Origin of the sequence: Actinocrispum wychmicini (assembly GCF_004345645.1) — a bacterium.
In the GTDB taxonomy this organism is placed as follows: Bacteria; Actinomycetota; Actinomycetes; order Mycobacteriales; family Pseudonocardiaceae; genus Kibdelosporangium; species Kibdelosporangium wychmicini.
Genome location: NZ_SLWS01000008.1, coordinates 583,344 through 598,210 on the forward strand (window position 1 = coordinate 583,344; position 14,867 = coordinate 598,210).

A 14,867-nucleotide genomic window follows, 5' to 3' on the forward strand; every position below is an offset into this window, starting at 1 on the left:
CGTTATCCCGCGGCCACTACTGTTTGCCAGGTGACCTATCCGCTGGGTGTCGACATCGGGACGACCTACACCGCGGCGGCGTTGTGGCGCGAAGGCCGAGTGCAGACCGTTCCGCTCGGTAACCGCGCCAACGCCGTGCCGTCCGTGCTCTTCCTGCGTGAGGACGGCAGCATGCTCGTGGGCGAGGCCGCTGCCCGGCGGGGGATCATCGACCCGGACCGCCAGGCCCGCGAGTTCAAGCGGCGGATGGGTGACGACATCCCGATCCTGATCGGCGGCCGCGGGATGGCCGCCCACCAGTTGACCGGCGAGGTCCTGAAGTTCGTGATCGAGCGCGTCTCCGAGTCACAGGGCGGCCCGCCGCGGCACGTCGTGCTGACCCACCCGGCGGCGTGGGGCGACTACCGGAAGAACCTGCTGACCCAGGCCGCCGTGCAGGGCGGCCTGCACGAGGTCGGGCTGCTGCCCGAACCGGTCGCGGCGGCCACCTGGTACGCCTCCCAGGAACGGATCGAGCCGGGGTCGCTGATCGGCATCTACGACTTCGGCGGCGGCACGTTCGACGCCAGCGTGGTCCGCAAGACCGCGACCGGCGTCGAGATCTACGGAGAGGCCGGCGGCGACGACTCGATCGGCGGCATCGACTTCGACCACGCGCTGTTCCGGCACGTCGGCACGGCCGCCGGGGTGGACGTCGGCCAGCTCGACATGTCCGACCAGCTGACCGCCAGCGCGATGGCCCAGGTGTTCGCGTCCGTCGTGGAGGCCAAGGAGGCGCTGTCCGCGGACGTCGAGGCGGTGGTCCCGGTCGTGCTGCCGGGGGTGAGCCGGCAGGTGCTGATCACCCGCGCCGAGTTCGAGGACCTGATCCGCCAGCGCGTGCTCGGCACGGTCGGCGTGTTCGGCCAGGTCGTGCAGCGGGCCGGCGTCGACCCGTCGAAACTCCACGGCGTGCTGCTGGTCGGCGGGTCCAGCCGGATCCCGCTGGTGCGCCAGCTGTTGTCGGCCGAGCTGGGCATCCGGGTCGCGGTGGACGCGCACCCGAAGTACACCGTCAGCCTGGGCGCCGCGATCGCCGCCGCGCCCCGGATGACCGGCGCCCGGTCGTCGGCCACGATGACGCCACCCGGTCCGGTGCGGCCGATGACCCCGCCGGGCGGGATCCCGAACCGGCAGACCCAGTCCCGGCCGTACCCGACCAACCGCCCGCCGCAGCCCGGCTACCAGCCGCAGTACCCGCCGCCGCAGGTGGGGCAGCGCAGCCAGGCCGGGATGCCGATGCCGGGCCAGCAGCGGCCGATGCCCGGCCAGCAGAGCCAGGCCGGGATCCCACTGCCACCGCCGGGCCAGCCGCCGCGGGAACCCGAGCCCGCGGTGAGCCTGCAGGTCGACCTGGCCCGGTCCGGGCTCACCGGGATCACCGACGTCCGGTCGGTGCTGGCCCAGATCACGCCGTCCGAGCCGGTCACCATGACCCCGCCGCCGCGGCCGGGCGGCGGCGACAACTTCACCCAGTTCCGTACCACTGAAGGCAAACCGTCCGGCGGTGGCAAGGGCAGGCTGATCGCGCTGCTCGTCGTGGTCATCATCGTTGCCGTGGTGGCGGTGCTGATCTTCGTGCTGCAGAAGTCGTCCTCGAACGACAGCGGATCCGCCTCCAAAGGCAGCGCGAGCAGCCCGGTCGCGAACCCGGGCGGGCCGTCGGTCGGCACGATCTCGTTGCACGGCCAGCTCGTCAAGGTGCCCGACGGCGGCGACCAGATGACCGCGGTCACCGGGCTGCCGAACGGGTCCGCCGTGGCGGTCGGGTTCTCGGTCGACCTGCAGCCGCGCGCGTGGGTCGCGGCGGAGGGCGGCGACTTCGTCTCGTCGCCCGTGGACAAGGACGGGCAGGGCAAGATCCTGGACGTCACCACCCTCGGGTCCACAGTGGTCGGTGTCGGCTGGACCGGCGTGGGCAACACGACCAGAGCCGCGGTCTGGACGTCCGGCGACGGCCGGACCTGGAACCTGGAACACCCGGACGGTGACTTCCGGCCGCAGTCCGCGATCAAGCAACTGTCCGCGGTCACCGTCACCGCCGACAACAAGCTCCTCGCGCTGGCCCGCGACGACCGGCAGGACAAGACGGACGGCGACGCCACGGCCTACACGTCCGCCGACGGCAAGACCTGGACACCGGTCCAGACCACCGGCCTGTCCGGCTCCGGCCCGCAGGACATCGTGCGCCTGATCCGCTCCGACAACTCGTTCGTCGCCCTCGGCACCGTCCTCAACGGCGCCAAGCTCGGCCCGGCGATCTGGACCTCCACCGATGGCGCCAAGTGGGACTCGTCCCCGTACGTGCCCCAGGAGGGCGCGCCCAGCCCGCAGGGCATCGTGAAGCAGGCCGACGGCAGACTGCTGATGTGCGGCACGGTCGGCTCCGGCAACCCACCGCCGCTGAGCTGCTGGACCCAGAAAGCCGACCAGAACTGGGAACGTTGGGACGTCACCGCGGATGATGGGTCGCCGAAACCCTTGCTGCTGTACGGAATGTACCCAGCCGGATCGTCCATTGTGGTCGTCGGCCTCGGTCAGCCCCGGTCCGGCACCGGCAACGACGCGGCGATCTGGACACTGACCGTGGGCCAGCACAAGTAAATCCTTCGCGGGGCGGGCCGGGCGCTGCTAGCTTGCGATTGTGGATCTTTTCGCACAGTCATGGGCCGCGTTGCGCGCGGCGGTCGCCGAACTCACGGACGAGGACTTCGCCCAGCCGTCCGGCTGCGCCGGCTGGCTCGTCCGGGACCTGGTGTGCCACCTGGTCATCGACGCCCAGGACGTCCTGATCACCCTGGTGACCCCCACCGACTCGGAACCGACCCGGGACGCGGTGACCTACTGGGAAGTGGCCGACACACCCCCAACCGGCGACGACCCACTCGACGCGCTGATCGTCCGGCTGGCCGCCGCCTACCAGGACCCAGGCCTGCTGAAGTTCCACCTCGACGACGTCGGCGCCGCCGCCGGCCGCGCCGCCACCCTCGCCGACCCCAACCGCAACGTCAGCACCCGCGACTTCGTCCTCACCGCGGGCGACTACCGCGGCGCGTACGTCCTGGAATGGACCCTGCACCACCTCGACCTGATCGCCCACCTCCCCGACAAAGCCTCCCCGCCGCCGGAAGGCCTCGCCCGAACCCGCGAGATGCTCGAAAAGATCGCCGGGACACCCTTCCCCACCTCGATGTCCGACAAGGACGCCCTGCTGGTCGGCACCGGCCGACGCGCCCCAACGGACGAGGAAAAGGCCGAACTCGGCGACCTGGCAGGGAAACTCCCGTTCGTGGTCGGGTGATCTAGCGGGAGTGCGGATCGGGCGGCGTCGGTCGCGAGATAGTGGTCGTCTTGTCGTCCGGCGAGGGGACGCCCGGGTTCTGCATGTTGTGGGTCAGCGGCACCGGCTGCGGGGGAGGAGGGCCAGGCCGCTGCTGGCCCGGGTGTGGCTGACCCTGCTGCGGCTGACCCTGCTGGGGGCCTCGCGGCCCCTGCGGCTGCGGTCCCTGGGGCCCGTGGGAGCCGGGCTGCCCAGGCCCCTGCGGGCCAGGGCCTTGCGACCCCTGTTGCCCAGGTCCCTGCGGGCCTTGCGGTCCCTGGTGGCCCTGTTGTCCGGGTCCTTGCGGGCCTCGTGGGCCTGACTGCTGTCCAGGTCCCTGGGGGCCTTGCGGCCCAGGTCCCTGCGGGCCGGGGCCTTGCAGACCCCGTGGCCCCGATTGCTGTCCAGGTCCTTGGCCCTGAGGGCCCGGTCCTTGCGGAGGCTGCGCGCCCTGGGGGCCTTGTTGGCCGGGGAAGCCTTGCGGACCTCGTCCCTGGGGTGGCGGGCCGCCCGGTGCTGTGCGGAGCGCGGCGGCCAGGCCTTCACATGTCCGTTGCAGCACCTGTGCCGCTCGGGTCACGCTCGGGTCGATCAGGGGGTTCTGGGCTACCCGGCGCCAGTGGCCGTGCATTCCCGTGATCGCCGCCTGCACTGTCTCAAGTGGAGTGTCCGGGCGCAGGTTCAGGCGGTCGGCCAGGGCCGCGCCTTGGCCGCCGACCAGGCGTTCCATCACCGCGAGTTGGTCCGGTGGGGCCTGCACCGAGCCCATTCGCAGTTCGGTCAGCAGTTTCAGCTCGGTCAGCTCGTGTGCGCCGGCTCGCAGGCGTTCCACTGCCTGCCGCAGGCGGGGGGCGGCCGGGATCGGGTCGGTTCTGGTGACCGATTCGATCGCGCGGAGTGCGCCGTCGGCTTTCAGTACGTCCCTGCGTTGGGCGAACTGGGTCAGCAACAGTCTTCGCAGTTCGGTGAGGCCGCTGCGTTCACGCAGCACCGCGCACAGCTGGTTGCGGTCGGAAGTCCCAGAGCGAAGCGTCTCCAGGCTCAGCCGGATACCGTACATGCCGAGCAGGCCCAGCAGTCGCTGACGGTTGGCCGGCGGCACCCGGATTGTCCGCGACGGCGACACGAACCGGCCGGCGGACAACAGGAACGGCGCCACCGCCGACTCGTCCGCCTTCGCGATCTCCGCCAGGTCGTTGAACTCCGCCTCGCCCATGGCCGCCGCGGTCTCGGCGAGCAGGCCGGCCATCGGCAGAACGGTGTGCACCAGGCTGCGGATCCGGGAGTCCGCGCGGTATCCGGCGGCGACCTTCCCGGCCTCCGCCAACGGGTCACCCTCGCCGCCGCCGACCTCGTCGGCCCGCGACAGCACGCCGACGGCGTTCACCGGCGTGCTTTCCGCTGTGTCCGTGTCGTGGAACGCGTCCAGGAAGTCGATGTCCGTGGAGTGCAGGTGCCGCATCAGGTACAGGACCGCGTCGACGCTTCCGGTCTCGCCGAGGAAGTCCTGGGTCCGGCGGCCGGCCGACTCGGTCAGCGACCCCATGCCCGGGGTGTCGACCAGGGTCATCTGCCCCAGCCAGTCGCTGGGCAGGGCGACCTCGATCCGGTCCATCGCCTCCACGTCCAGCCCGCCGAGGTCCATGGTCCACCGGGTGCCGTCGTTGTCGACGGCCAGCCCGACCGGCCGGGAGCCGTGCGGGAACGCGGTCGCGCGCGGCTCCGGACCGCGGGCGTACCACGTGACGATCCGGGTGCACTCGCCCGCGTCGGTCGCCGCGATCCTGGTGCCCACCAACGCGTTCAGCAACGTGGACTTGCCGGCCTTCACCCGGCCGGCCAACGCCACCCGCAGCGGCCCGTCGAGGTGGTGGTTGACGTCGGACAGGACCCGGCCACCGGCCCGGCCCTGGTACGCGTTGGCCGCCTCACCCAGCAGGGCGCGGACCCGATTGGCAAGGGGAACGGTCACCGGACCCTCCGGGTGGTGTCAGCGACGCGGTCGGCTTCGGCGAGCAACGCCGACACCCGGTCCAGTTCGGCCTTGGCCGCCGCGCCTCGGGTGGCGGCGGCCTGGCCCTCGGCCTGCACGGCACGCGCGGCCGCGGCCTGTTCGTGCTTGGCCGCCGACACCATCTCGGCCGCCTGGTCCAGGTAGTAGTCCCTGATCCGGCCGCGACTGTGCCGGATCAGGTCGTACGACGCCCGCTGGGCGTCCGCGCGGGCCTGGGTGAGGTAGATGGTGGCCGCGCGTTGCGCCTCGTTGCGGGCCGCGTCCACTTTGGTCGACTTGTAGCTGCGCACGGCCCGCCACGCGAACACCGATCCCAGCACCGCGGTGATCGGCAACGCGATGAAAATACCCGGATTCAGTGTGGTGACAAGCAAAGTCGTCACCACCGAGCTGGACAGCGACCAGCCGCGGGCCGCGTTCATGCCCACTTCCAGCTTGCTGCCCTTCTTGCTGCCCAACGCCTCCAGCTTCAGGTCCTGCGCCGGCACGAGATCCACGCCGGACGCCGCGTCGACGTCCTCGGCCGTGCTGTCGAACAACTCCGCCACCTCACCGGCGAGCATGTCGATCTGGCCGATCAGCCGGGCGTTCGCGTCGGTCATCTCCTCGTTCGTCCGCTTGTACAGCCACGGAACGATCTCCGACCACTCCTTGGTCGGGTCGCCTTCCTTGATCCGCCGGACCGCCTCGCCGTCCAGCCGCCGCACCACTTCCGTGAGGTCCGCGTCCAGCTTCGCCTGGATGTCGGCGTACCGGTCGTTGATCGTGTTCAGCCACCGCGACGACGACATGGCCTGCGCGCGCTGCTCGTTCGCCTGGACCTTGCGCATGGTCGCCTGGCGTTCCTCGGGCTTGGTCAACGCGGCGTGCTCGGTCGACAGTGTCTCCGCGACCTGACGCAGCGAGTTGCGCACGATCCCGGACGCCGCCAGCACGGACTTGGCCGCGTGCTCGGCCAACAGCCGCGACCCCAGCCGTTCCACCAGGACCGGGAAGCCGGACTCGGCGTTCAACGCGTGGTCGCCGGTGTCCAGCGCGTGTTCCCGCAGGACGGCCGACACCGCGATGATCTCCGCCTCGATGCCCGCCTCGGCCAGGTGCCCCTTGTTGATGTCCAGGATCTTCTTCCACTGCGGGTAGAAGTCGGTCTTGGTCATCACGCAGATGATGTTGGGGCACACGTCCGCCGCGTGTTTGACGAAGTCCACCTCGGCCGCGGTCAGCTCCTGGGACGCGTCCGTCACCACGATCACGCCGTCCGCCAACGCGAGCGCGCGCATCGTGGCCGCCGCCGCGGCCGCCGCGAACCCGCCGCCGAGCCCGGGAGTGTCCACCAGGATCAGGCCGTCCGCCAGCAGTTCCCGCGGCAGGGTCGCCTCGATCGCGCGCAGCCGGGTGCCGTCGTCGGCCAGTCCGGTCCGACCGTACTCGGCGACCTTCTTCACGTCCGCCTTGATCGGCGGCGGCAGCACCTCGGTGTTCTCATCCGAGTCCGGGATCAGCGCGGCGGCCGCGTTCGGGCCGTGTTTGACCATCGTCGGCACGGCCGTGAACGCCACCGCGTCCACCCCGCACAACGGCACCCCGAGCAGGCCGTTGACCAGTGCGCTCTTGCCTTTCTTGAACTCGCCGGCGACCAGCACGTGCCAGGCGCCGGTGGTCAGCTGGCGCCGGCACTTGATCAGCTTCTCGGCCAGGTCGGGCCGGCCGGCCGAGCGGGTCTCCGCGATCGACGTGTCCAGCAGTCGCAGCATCTCGGCCTTTTCGGCCGCGCTGCGCGGGGTCGGTGTCGTCATGTCTCAGTGCCCCGTCACCGCGTCGTGACCGGGATCGTGGAAGTTCGGATCCGGCCCCGGGTGCAGGTTGGGGTCGTCCTGCGGCGCGGTCCACGTCATCGCGTGCGCCAACCCGGCGTCGACCGGATGCACGTCCACCGGATGGTCGCCCGCGTGATCACCACTGTGGTCGTCGGCCGGGGGCCCGGCTTGCGGCGGCGGGTTCGAGTCGGCCGGATGCGGGTCCGGCTGGGGCGCCGGAGGAGGCGGCGGCGGTGGTGGGGGAGGCGGCGGCGGAGGTGCCGCCTGCGTCATCTGGTGGCTGGTGTCCACGGTCGTCGGGTTGTGGTCCATGTGCGACGGGTCGTTCTGCACCCGCGCGTCGAAATGGTCCTGCGGAGGCGGCTGCGGCGGAGGCGGTGTGGGCACGAACGGCGCGTTGCCCTGCCCGGACATCATCTCCGGCATGTACCCGGCGTACTGGAAGCGCTTGGTGTTCGCCTCCCACGAGCCGACGCCGTACTGGGTGCCCTTGGCCTCGATGGTCTTGCCGTTGCCCAGGCTGATCGCCACGTGGCAGTGCGTCGGCTTGCCGGTGAGCGGGTCGGCGTCGAAGCTGAACAACAACGCGCCCGGGGTGTGGATGGCCTGCTCGACCGACATCGTGGCGTGCTCGGCGTTGAGGTGCCGGTACTGGTTCAGCGCGCCGTCCGGCATGGTGACGCCGGCCTGGTGGGACGCCCATTCGACCAGTTCGGAGCAGTCGAACGTGCTCGGGTTCGGGTCGTTCAGGTTCACCTCGGCGCCGAAGATGTACCGGTCGCCGGACTGGGCGACGGCCTTGTCCAGGAACGTCTGCAGCTTGGTGGCGTCGCCGTGGCCCTGGATCATCGTCTGGCCCTGCGACTGGTCCGCGCCCGTCGTGCCTGTGCCGGTGGCGGCGGGCAGCGGCGCCGGGCCGTCGCTGAGCGGGACGCTGGAGTCCAGGCCGGTGCCGGTGTGGTACAGGCCATCCGCGCCCGGCTGCGTGTTCGCCCCGGTCGCCGCGAACCCCTGCACGCCGCCGGGGGCTACGGGCGCGTCGCTGAGGGGCACGCTGGAGTCGAGGCCGGTGCCGGTGTGGTAGAGGCCGTCCGCGCCGGGCTGGGCGGCGCCTGTGGCCTGTGGGGCGCTGACGTTGACGTTGTCGCTGCCGGCAGAGCTGAAGCTGCTGCCGCTGCTCGTGGTGCCCGGTGAGCTGCTCGTCTGATGCACACCTTGGCCGGCGCCGGCCTCGTTGCCCGCGCTCTCGTGGTCGCCGTAACCGGACGTGCCGCTCCACATGCCGCGGTTCGGGCCGTCGCCGTACGCCTGCGCGGCCGCTTGGGCCTGCGCCTTGAACCGCACGTACCGGGCGGAGCCGCCGCCGTGGGTGGTGGTCCACGGCGAGATGTCGTCACCGCCGTGCGAGACCTGGAACGCGGCCTTGGCGTTCTGCACAGGGTCGAACAGGTCCATGCTCGCGAACCCGGGGTGGGCGGCCTGGTTGATCTGCCACAGGCCCTTGCTGTTCTCCCCGACCGGGTTGTGCGAGGTGCTGGTCCCGCCGGACTCGGCCATGGCGACAGCCGTCATCGTCGCGGCGCGGTCGGGGGAGAACCCGGCTTCGCGCGCGAACGCGTAGATCTGCTCGGCTGTATATCGCGCCATGCCCGCCATTATGTTTGACTCCCGCGACCGGCGGGAGGCATTTCGTGTGCCCAAAAGGGCATGGTTTGCGCTGGTTGTGGCCCACTGGTGTTAACTTCGGCCCTGAATTGTCTCTGGCGTGTTGGGGGTGACGTGCGCGACGAGGGCCGGCTGCGTTCCGCGCCGCCATGGCAGGTCATGGCCGACACGCTGCTGCAACGCGAGGCGTTGGTGTGCCGGCTCGGTGAGGGCCTGCTGCCGCACGACTTCGCCGGGCTCTACATCGGACACGAGGAGGTCGACCGGATCCTGGCCGAGCTGCCCGGCGCGTCCGGCCCGGCCGCCGAGCGGGTGGATGCCCTGCTGCGGCAACTGGAACCCGAGCTCGCGCTGGCCCGCAAGCTGTTCGCCGAATCGCTCGACCAGGGCGGCACGGTGTTCGACCGGCTGGTCCGCCACGCGCGCCTGGACGAGGTGGACGCGCAGGCCCTGGCGCTGATGGTCGCGGTCGAACGGTCCCCGCACCGGATGCGGCTGGTGTCGTACTTCCAGGACAACGTGCAGCTGCCCCGGCTGACCGTGGCGAGCCTGACCCGGATGCTGGGTTCGGGCCGGAGCGTCTCGCCGGACGCGCCGCTGCTGCGGGCCGAACTCGTCGAACTGGGCACCGAAGGCCCGTGGGCCACCAGAATGTGCTGGCCGGCGATGCGGGTCACGTGGGCGATGGCCGACGACGACTCGGCCGACTCCGCGCTGCCCGCCGGGACGCGCCGGCTGGAGCCGGTCGGCACCGGCGCGGTCGAGCCGCAGATGCTGCTGGTCACCGGCGCGGACGCGGACAGCAGGCTCACCGCGGTCCGCGATCGCTGGCCCGGCAAGGCTTTGCTCGTCTGCCCGTTGCCCACGTCGGCCGCCGAGTGGGCGTCGGTAGTCCGGGAGGCCGGGGTCGGCGACCGCGCGGTGGTGCTGGAACTGGAGGCGCCGCCGGACCGCAAGGCGGCCGACCGGATCGACCGGACGACCCATTTGAGCTGGGTGCTCAGCTCACCGCGGGAGCTGGCGCTGGACAGCCTGCCGCGCCGGCCGTGGCGGGAGATCCGGCTGGACTCCGGGCTGGCCGAGTCCGCGGACTGGGCGCAGGCGCTGGGGATCGCGCCGGATCCGTCGTTTCCGTTGTCCCGTGACCAGTTGCGGCTGGTCACGGCGGCGTCCGCGGGTGACCCCGAGCAGGTCTCGGCCGGTGTGCGCCGGCTCGCGGGCGGCCACCTGGACGGGCTGTCGGTCCGGATCCGGCCCAGGCGCACCATGTCCGACCTGGTGCTGCCGTCGGATCAGACGGCGCAGCTGCGCGAGCTGATCGCGCGCTACCGCCGTCGGTCCACTGTGTACAGAGAGTGGGGGTACTCGCCGCTGCCGTCGACCGGTGTGGTGGCGTTGTTCTCCGGTCCGTCCGGCACGGGCAAGACGCTCGCCGCCGAGATCGTCGCGGGTGAACTCGGCCTCGATGTGTACAAAGTAGACTTGTCGTCGGTGGTCAGCAAGTACATCGGCGAGACCGAGAAGAACCTGGAGCGGATCTTCGGCGCGGCCGCCGCCGGCGACCTGGTGTTGTTCTTCGACGAGGCGGACTCGTTGTTCGGCAAGCGGTCCGAGGTGAGCGACGCGCACGACCGGTACGCCAACATCGAGGTCGCGTACCTGTTGCAACGCCTGGAGTCGTACGACGGGCTCGTGGTGATGGCCACCAACCTGCAACGCAACATCGACGACGCGTTCCTGCGCCGGATCTCGGTCGCGATCGACTTCGAGGCCCCGGACGAGCCGCAGCGCAAGCAGATCTGGCGGCAGGCCTTCCCGTCCGGCGCGCCCGTCGCCGAACTGGACTACGATTTCCTGGCCCGGCAGTTCCGGATCACCGGCGGCATCATCCGCAACGCCGCGCTCGGCGCCGGCTTCCTCGCCGCGGAACAGGACGGCCCGGTCACCATGGAACGGGTGGCGCTGGCCCTGAAACGAGAGTTCCAGAAGCTCGGGCGGCTGCGCACCGAGTCCGAGTTCGACCGCTACTTCGACCTGGTGAACGGGGACGGCGATGCTGAACCTGCTGGATGAGTCGCTGGAGGAGTTCCTCCGCGCGGTGGTGCCGCTGCCCAAACGCGAGATCGACATCTCGTTCGAAGCGCCGGACAAGGACTGGTCGGCCCGGGTGTCCCGGCCGACCATCAACATGTACCTGTGGGACGTGCGCCGGAACGCCTCCGAGCGTGAGCTCGGCATGGAGACCATCCACGACGACAACGGCCGCCCACACCGCCGCGCCCCACTGCCCCGAGTGGACTGCCGTTACCTGGTGACGGCGTGGACCTCGGACATCCGCGACGAACACTCCCTGCTGGGCGCCACCTTGACGGCCCTGCTGCAACACGACGAGATCCAGGTGGAGTACCTGCAAGGCCCGTACCGGACCGTGAAACCGGTGCCCAGCATCGAGATCGCCGCCGGCGACGGCCGGGAGAACTCCGACTTCTGGTCCGCCCTCGGCGGCCAACTCAAACCGGGCCTCGACGTCACCGTAACGGCCACAGTGGACAGCGCACTCCTTGTGCCAGCCGGCCCACCGGTCCACCGCTACACCATCGTCACCTCCGCGGGCGACGACGGCCCCAGGGAGGAGCGCCTCTTCGTCGCCGGCCAAACCGACCAGCAACCAGGCACCCTCATCGCCACCGCACACGGCGCCACCGAAGTGGACGAAGAAGGAAAGTTCCTGGTAGCCGCCGAGGTGGGCGACAAGGTCTCGGTCAACGGCACCGACCGGGGCCAGGTCACCGACACCGGGCCGATCGAACTGAAGGCCCCGCCCAAGCGCAAGCGTTGACGACGCGCGACACGGCGAGGTTATGCGAGGGAGGCCAGGTACGCCATGGCGACCTTCTCGTCGGTCAGCCACGCCGTGTAGTCGGAGTTGTCGTTGAACAACGCCGCGAACCGGTGGGCTACAACGGGGTTCTCCTGTGCGGCCTGGAACGTCGCCAGCACGTGTGGCGGCGGTGGCGAGAGCAGGTCGTTGGAGAACCGGACCGCGTGTTTCGCCGTCTGCCAGAAACGGTCGAACGCGCGGCGCATGAACTCCTCGTCGAACGGCCGGTCGCCCTGGTCCAGGATGGTTTGCTGGTAGGCGGCGGCGCAGTGGGCGGCCATGTTGGCGCCCTGGCCGGCGATGGGGTCGTTGGTCACGGCCGTGTCGCCCATCGCGAGTACCTTCGCGCCGAAGTCCAGGGTGCCGACCGGGTCGCGGACGACCGGCGTGACCTTGCCCTTGAGATAGTCCAGCGGGCCGTTGGGGGCGGTGTTCCGCAGGATCGGGGCCAGCCATGGGAAGTGCCGGTCGACGGCCTTGGTGGCGACCTCGAAGAAGTGCTCGACGTCGCGGATGTCGTCCCAGCAGTCGAGCGGGCCGCCGAGGTAACCGGAGAAGTATACACCGTACACAGGCCCGGTCACGCTCAGCACCGGCAGTGAGAACCATTCGCCGTCGGGCGCCAGGGCGAACGTGACGCCCTGGTAGAACTCGGGCTGGTTGGGTGTCAGGTACATCAACGCGATCGCCCGTTGCGGCCCGGTGAACGGCGACAACTCCGGCCGCCGCGCGAACAGCCGCCCGAACTGCGGGCCACGCCCGGCCGCCACCAGCACCAGGTCGAACTCACGAGCCAACGCCGCGAGGCCGTCGGGTTCCACCCGGTCGTGCCGGATCTCGCCACCGCGCCGGGCGAACTCGGTGAGCCAGTCGGACATCTTCAGCCGCTGGTCCACCGACTGCGCGGGCTGCTCCAGCGGGGACTCCCAGCGGATCACCGGTTCGGGCACCCCGGGCTGGCCCGCGCCGAAGGCGATTCCGTTGACCGGCGGCGCTTTCTCGTCCCAGAAGTTGAGGCCCTGGGACCGTTCGTGCTGCAGGGCACGCTCGAAGATGCACTGGTTGGAGATCACGCGCCCGGTCCGCAACTCCTCGGCGGTGCGCTCGGCGATGACGGTCATCTCGTACCCGTGTCGCTGTAACCCCAACGCCAGCAGCATGCCGGCCTGACCTGCTCCAACGACAACGATTCGGCGCGTCATCGCCTGAAAATAGCCACCAGGGCGGTCGGGTGTCAGCCGCCGAACGCGGTGACCAGCATGTCGGTCACCTTGTCCAGGTAGTCGGGCGCGGCCGGGTCGCCGCCCAGCAACAGCCGCCAGAACAGCGGGGCGATGGCCAGGTCGAGGGCGAGTTCGATGTCCAGGTCGGCGGGGAGTTCGCCGCGGTCGATGGCCCGCCCCAGGATCTCGGCCGCCTTGGCGCGGCGACCGCGCCCGATTCCGTTCTGCAACGCGTCGGCCAACGCGGGGATGCGCATGGCCTGGGCCAGCAGGTCGGGGATGATGCGCGCCGCGAGCGGATGCGTGACGCCCTCGGCGGTCGCCTTCAGGTAGGCGCGCAGGTCGCTGTGGAGGGTGCCGGTGTCGGGCAGGTCGGCGGCGCCGATCGCGACCTCGTTCACGATGGCGAGGACCATCTGCTCCTTGGTGGACCAGCGCCGGTACAGCGTCGGCTTGCTGACGCCGGCCCGGCGGGCCACGCCTTCCATGGTCAGCTTCCCATAGCCGACCTCGGCGAGTTCGGTGAACGCCGCCATCGTGATCGCCTCGGTGACCTGTGGCTGCAGGACCGCGGCGCCGGCGGGGACGCGTTTGGGCATGTGGCCATCGTAACAGCGTCGATACGGTTGCGTTTCGACGTGAACTGTTCTAACGTCGAAACGCAACCGTATCGACGTGGGAGAGATCATGAAGTTCCTGTTCGACGACGAGTCCTTCTCGTTCGAGACGCTGCGTGCGGCGGGTTTCGCCTGCTACCGCGGCGCCGAGCTGGGCGAGGTGGTGGCCACCGCGGGCCGGATCACCGACGGCGACGAGGCGAGCTGGCAGCGCGAGTGGAGCGCCACGGCGGACCGGGTCCGGACCATCGGTGAGAACTGCCTGGCGAAGGGACGCACAGTCAGCGCGCGTGAGGCGTTCCTGCGCGCCTCGAACTACTACCGCACCGCCGAGTTCTACCTGCGCGACGACCCAGCCCACGACCCACGGGCGCGGGAGCTGTACCACCTGTCGCGTGACACCTTCGCGCAAGCGATGAACCTGCTCGACACGCCGGTGCGTCCGGTCGCGATTCCCTACCAGGACACCACGCTGCCGGGCTACCTGTACCTGGTGGACGACTCCGGCGCGCCCCGTCCCACGGTCCTGTTCAACAGCGGATTCGACTCGACCCTGGAAGAGTCCTACGTCGCTCTCGCCGCTGGCGCCCTGGATCGCGGCTACAACGTGCTCGCCTTCGACGGCCCCGGCCAGGGCGCGGTGATCCGCGAGCAGGGCCTGCCGTTCCGGCCCGACTGGGAGGCTGTCATCACCCCGGTCGTGGACTACGCGGTGCGCCTGCCGGAGGTGGACGAAGACCGGATCGCGCTCTACGGCTACAGCCTCGGCGGCTTGCTCGTCGCCCGTGCCGCCGCGTTCGAACACCGGATCGCCGCGCTGATCCTCAACGACGGCCTGTTCGACTACCACGGCACCAACGTCCGGGCGATGCCCGAGTTCGTGGCCCGGTGGATCGAGGACGGCCGGGACGAGGAGGCGCTCGCCGTGGCCGGCCTGTTGACGTCGTTCAACACCACGGTTCGCTGGGCGTTGCGTAACGGTGTCTGGACGTTCGGCGCTTCGTCCTCGGCCGACTACATCCGCAAGACGAAGCCGTACACGCTGGCCGGCATCGCCCAGCAGATCGCCTGTCCGACCCTGGTTCTGGACGCCGAGAACGACATCTTCTTCCGCGGCGAGGCCGCCCGCGTGTACGAGGCGTTGACCTGTCCGAAGGAGCTGGTCGTCGGCACCGAGGCGGAAGGCGCGGGCGAGCACTGCCACATGGGCGCGATGCTCCTGACGCACCAACGCGTGTTCGACTGGCTGGACGAAAACTTCTCAATCCCGTCATAACAGATCCGGTCGCCCC

Annotated in this window: 10 protein-coding genes; 5 read left to right on the plus strand and 5 right to left on the minus strand. The window is 70.5% G+C overall.

Going from position 1 to position 14,867, the window contains the following annotated elements:
* Nucleotides 1-30: 30 nt before the first annotated feature.
* Both EV192_RS35500 and EV192_RS35505 read left to right on the plus strand, forming a co-directional pair.
* A complete protein-coding gene (locus EV192_RS35500) occupies nucleotides 31-2,643 on the plus strand; it encodes an Hsp70 family protein (RefSeq protein WP_165960787.1) in 2,613 nt (870 codons plus the stop codon).
* A 40-nt stretch (nucleotides 2,644-2,683) separates the two neighbouring features.
* Nucleotides 2,684-3,340, plus strand: a complete 657-nt coding sequence (locus EV192_RS35505; RefSeq protein WP_132122959.1) for a maleylpyruvate isomerase N-terminal domain-containing protein — start codon at nucleotides 2,684-2,686, stop codon at nucleotides 3,338-3,340.
* 1 nt (nucleotide 3,341) lies between these two features.
* Here EV192_RS35505 and EV192_RS35510 read toward each other — a convergent pair whose 3' ends face one another.
* From EV192_RS35510 to EV192_RS56975, 3 genes are read right to left on the minus strand one after another with little or no spacing between them, the layout of a single operon-like run.
* Nucleotides 3,342-5,330: a GTPase gene (locus tag EV192_RS35510; protein WP_132122960.1), complete on the minus strand. Its 1,989-nt coding sequence runs from the start codon at nucleotides 5,328-5,330 to the stop codon at nucleotides 3,342-3,344.
* The gene (locus tag EV192_RS35515; protein ID WP_132122961.1) at nucleotides 5,327-7,168 is read right to left on the minus strand and encodes a dynamin family protein; all 1,842 of its coding nucleotides are present in this window, start codon (nucleotides 7,166-7,168) and stop codon (nucleotides 5,327-5,329) included. The genes EV192_RS35510 and EV192_RS35515 overlap by 4 nt, the downstream gene beginning before the upstream one ends.
* A 3-nt stretch (nucleotides 7,169-7,171) precedes the next feature.
* Nucleotides 7,172-8,836, minus strand: a complete 1,665-nt coding sequence (locus EV192_RS56975) for an NlpC/P60 family protein (protein ID WP_132122962.1) — start codon at nucleotides 8,834-8,836, stop codon at nucleotides 7,172-7,174.
* Nucleotides 8,837-8,968: 132 nt separating this feature from the next.
* Between EV192_RS56975 and EV192_RS56980 the strand changes: the two genes are divergently transcribed.
* A complete protein-coding gene (locus tag EV192_RS56980; protein WP_279494848.1) occupies nucleotides 8,969-10,927 on the plus strand; it encodes an ATP-binding protein in 1,959 nt (652 codons plus the stop codon).
* A complete protein-coding gene (locus tag EV192_RS35530; protein ID WP_132122963.1) occupies nucleotides 10,908-11,693 on the plus strand; it encodes a Pvc16 family protein in 786 nt (261 codons plus the stop codon). Before EV192_RS56980 ends, EV192_RS35530 begins: the two co-directional genes overlap by 20 nt.
* A gap of 20 nt (nucleotides 11,694-11,713) precedes the next feature.
* Here EV192_RS35530 and EV192_RS35535 read toward each other — a convergent pair whose 3' ends face one another.
* Entirely contained in the window at nucleotides 11,714-12,937 is a 1,224-nt protein-coding gene (locus tag EV192_RS35535) for a styrene monooxygenase/indole monooxygenase family protein (protein WP_132122964.1), read from the minus strand.
* 32 nt (nucleotides 12,938-12,969) lie between these two features.
* Complete coding sequence (locus EV192_RS35540; protein ID WP_132122965.1) at nucleotides 12,970-13,557, minus strand: TetR/AcrR family transcriptional regulator; 588 nt, start codon at nucleotides 13,555-13,557, stop codon at nucleotides 12,970-12,972.
* 88 nt (nucleotides 13,558-13,645) lie between these two features.
* On the opposite strand from EV192_RS35540, the gene EV192_RS35545 reads away from it, so the two are divergent.
* Complete coding sequence (locus EV192_RS35545; protein ID WP_132122966.1) at nucleotides 13,646-14,851, plus strand: alpha/beta hydrolase family protein; 1,206 nt, start codon at nucleotides 13,646-13,648, stop codon at nucleotides 14,849-14,851.
* The last annotated feature ends 16 nt before the right edge of the window (nucleotides 14,852-14,867 follow it).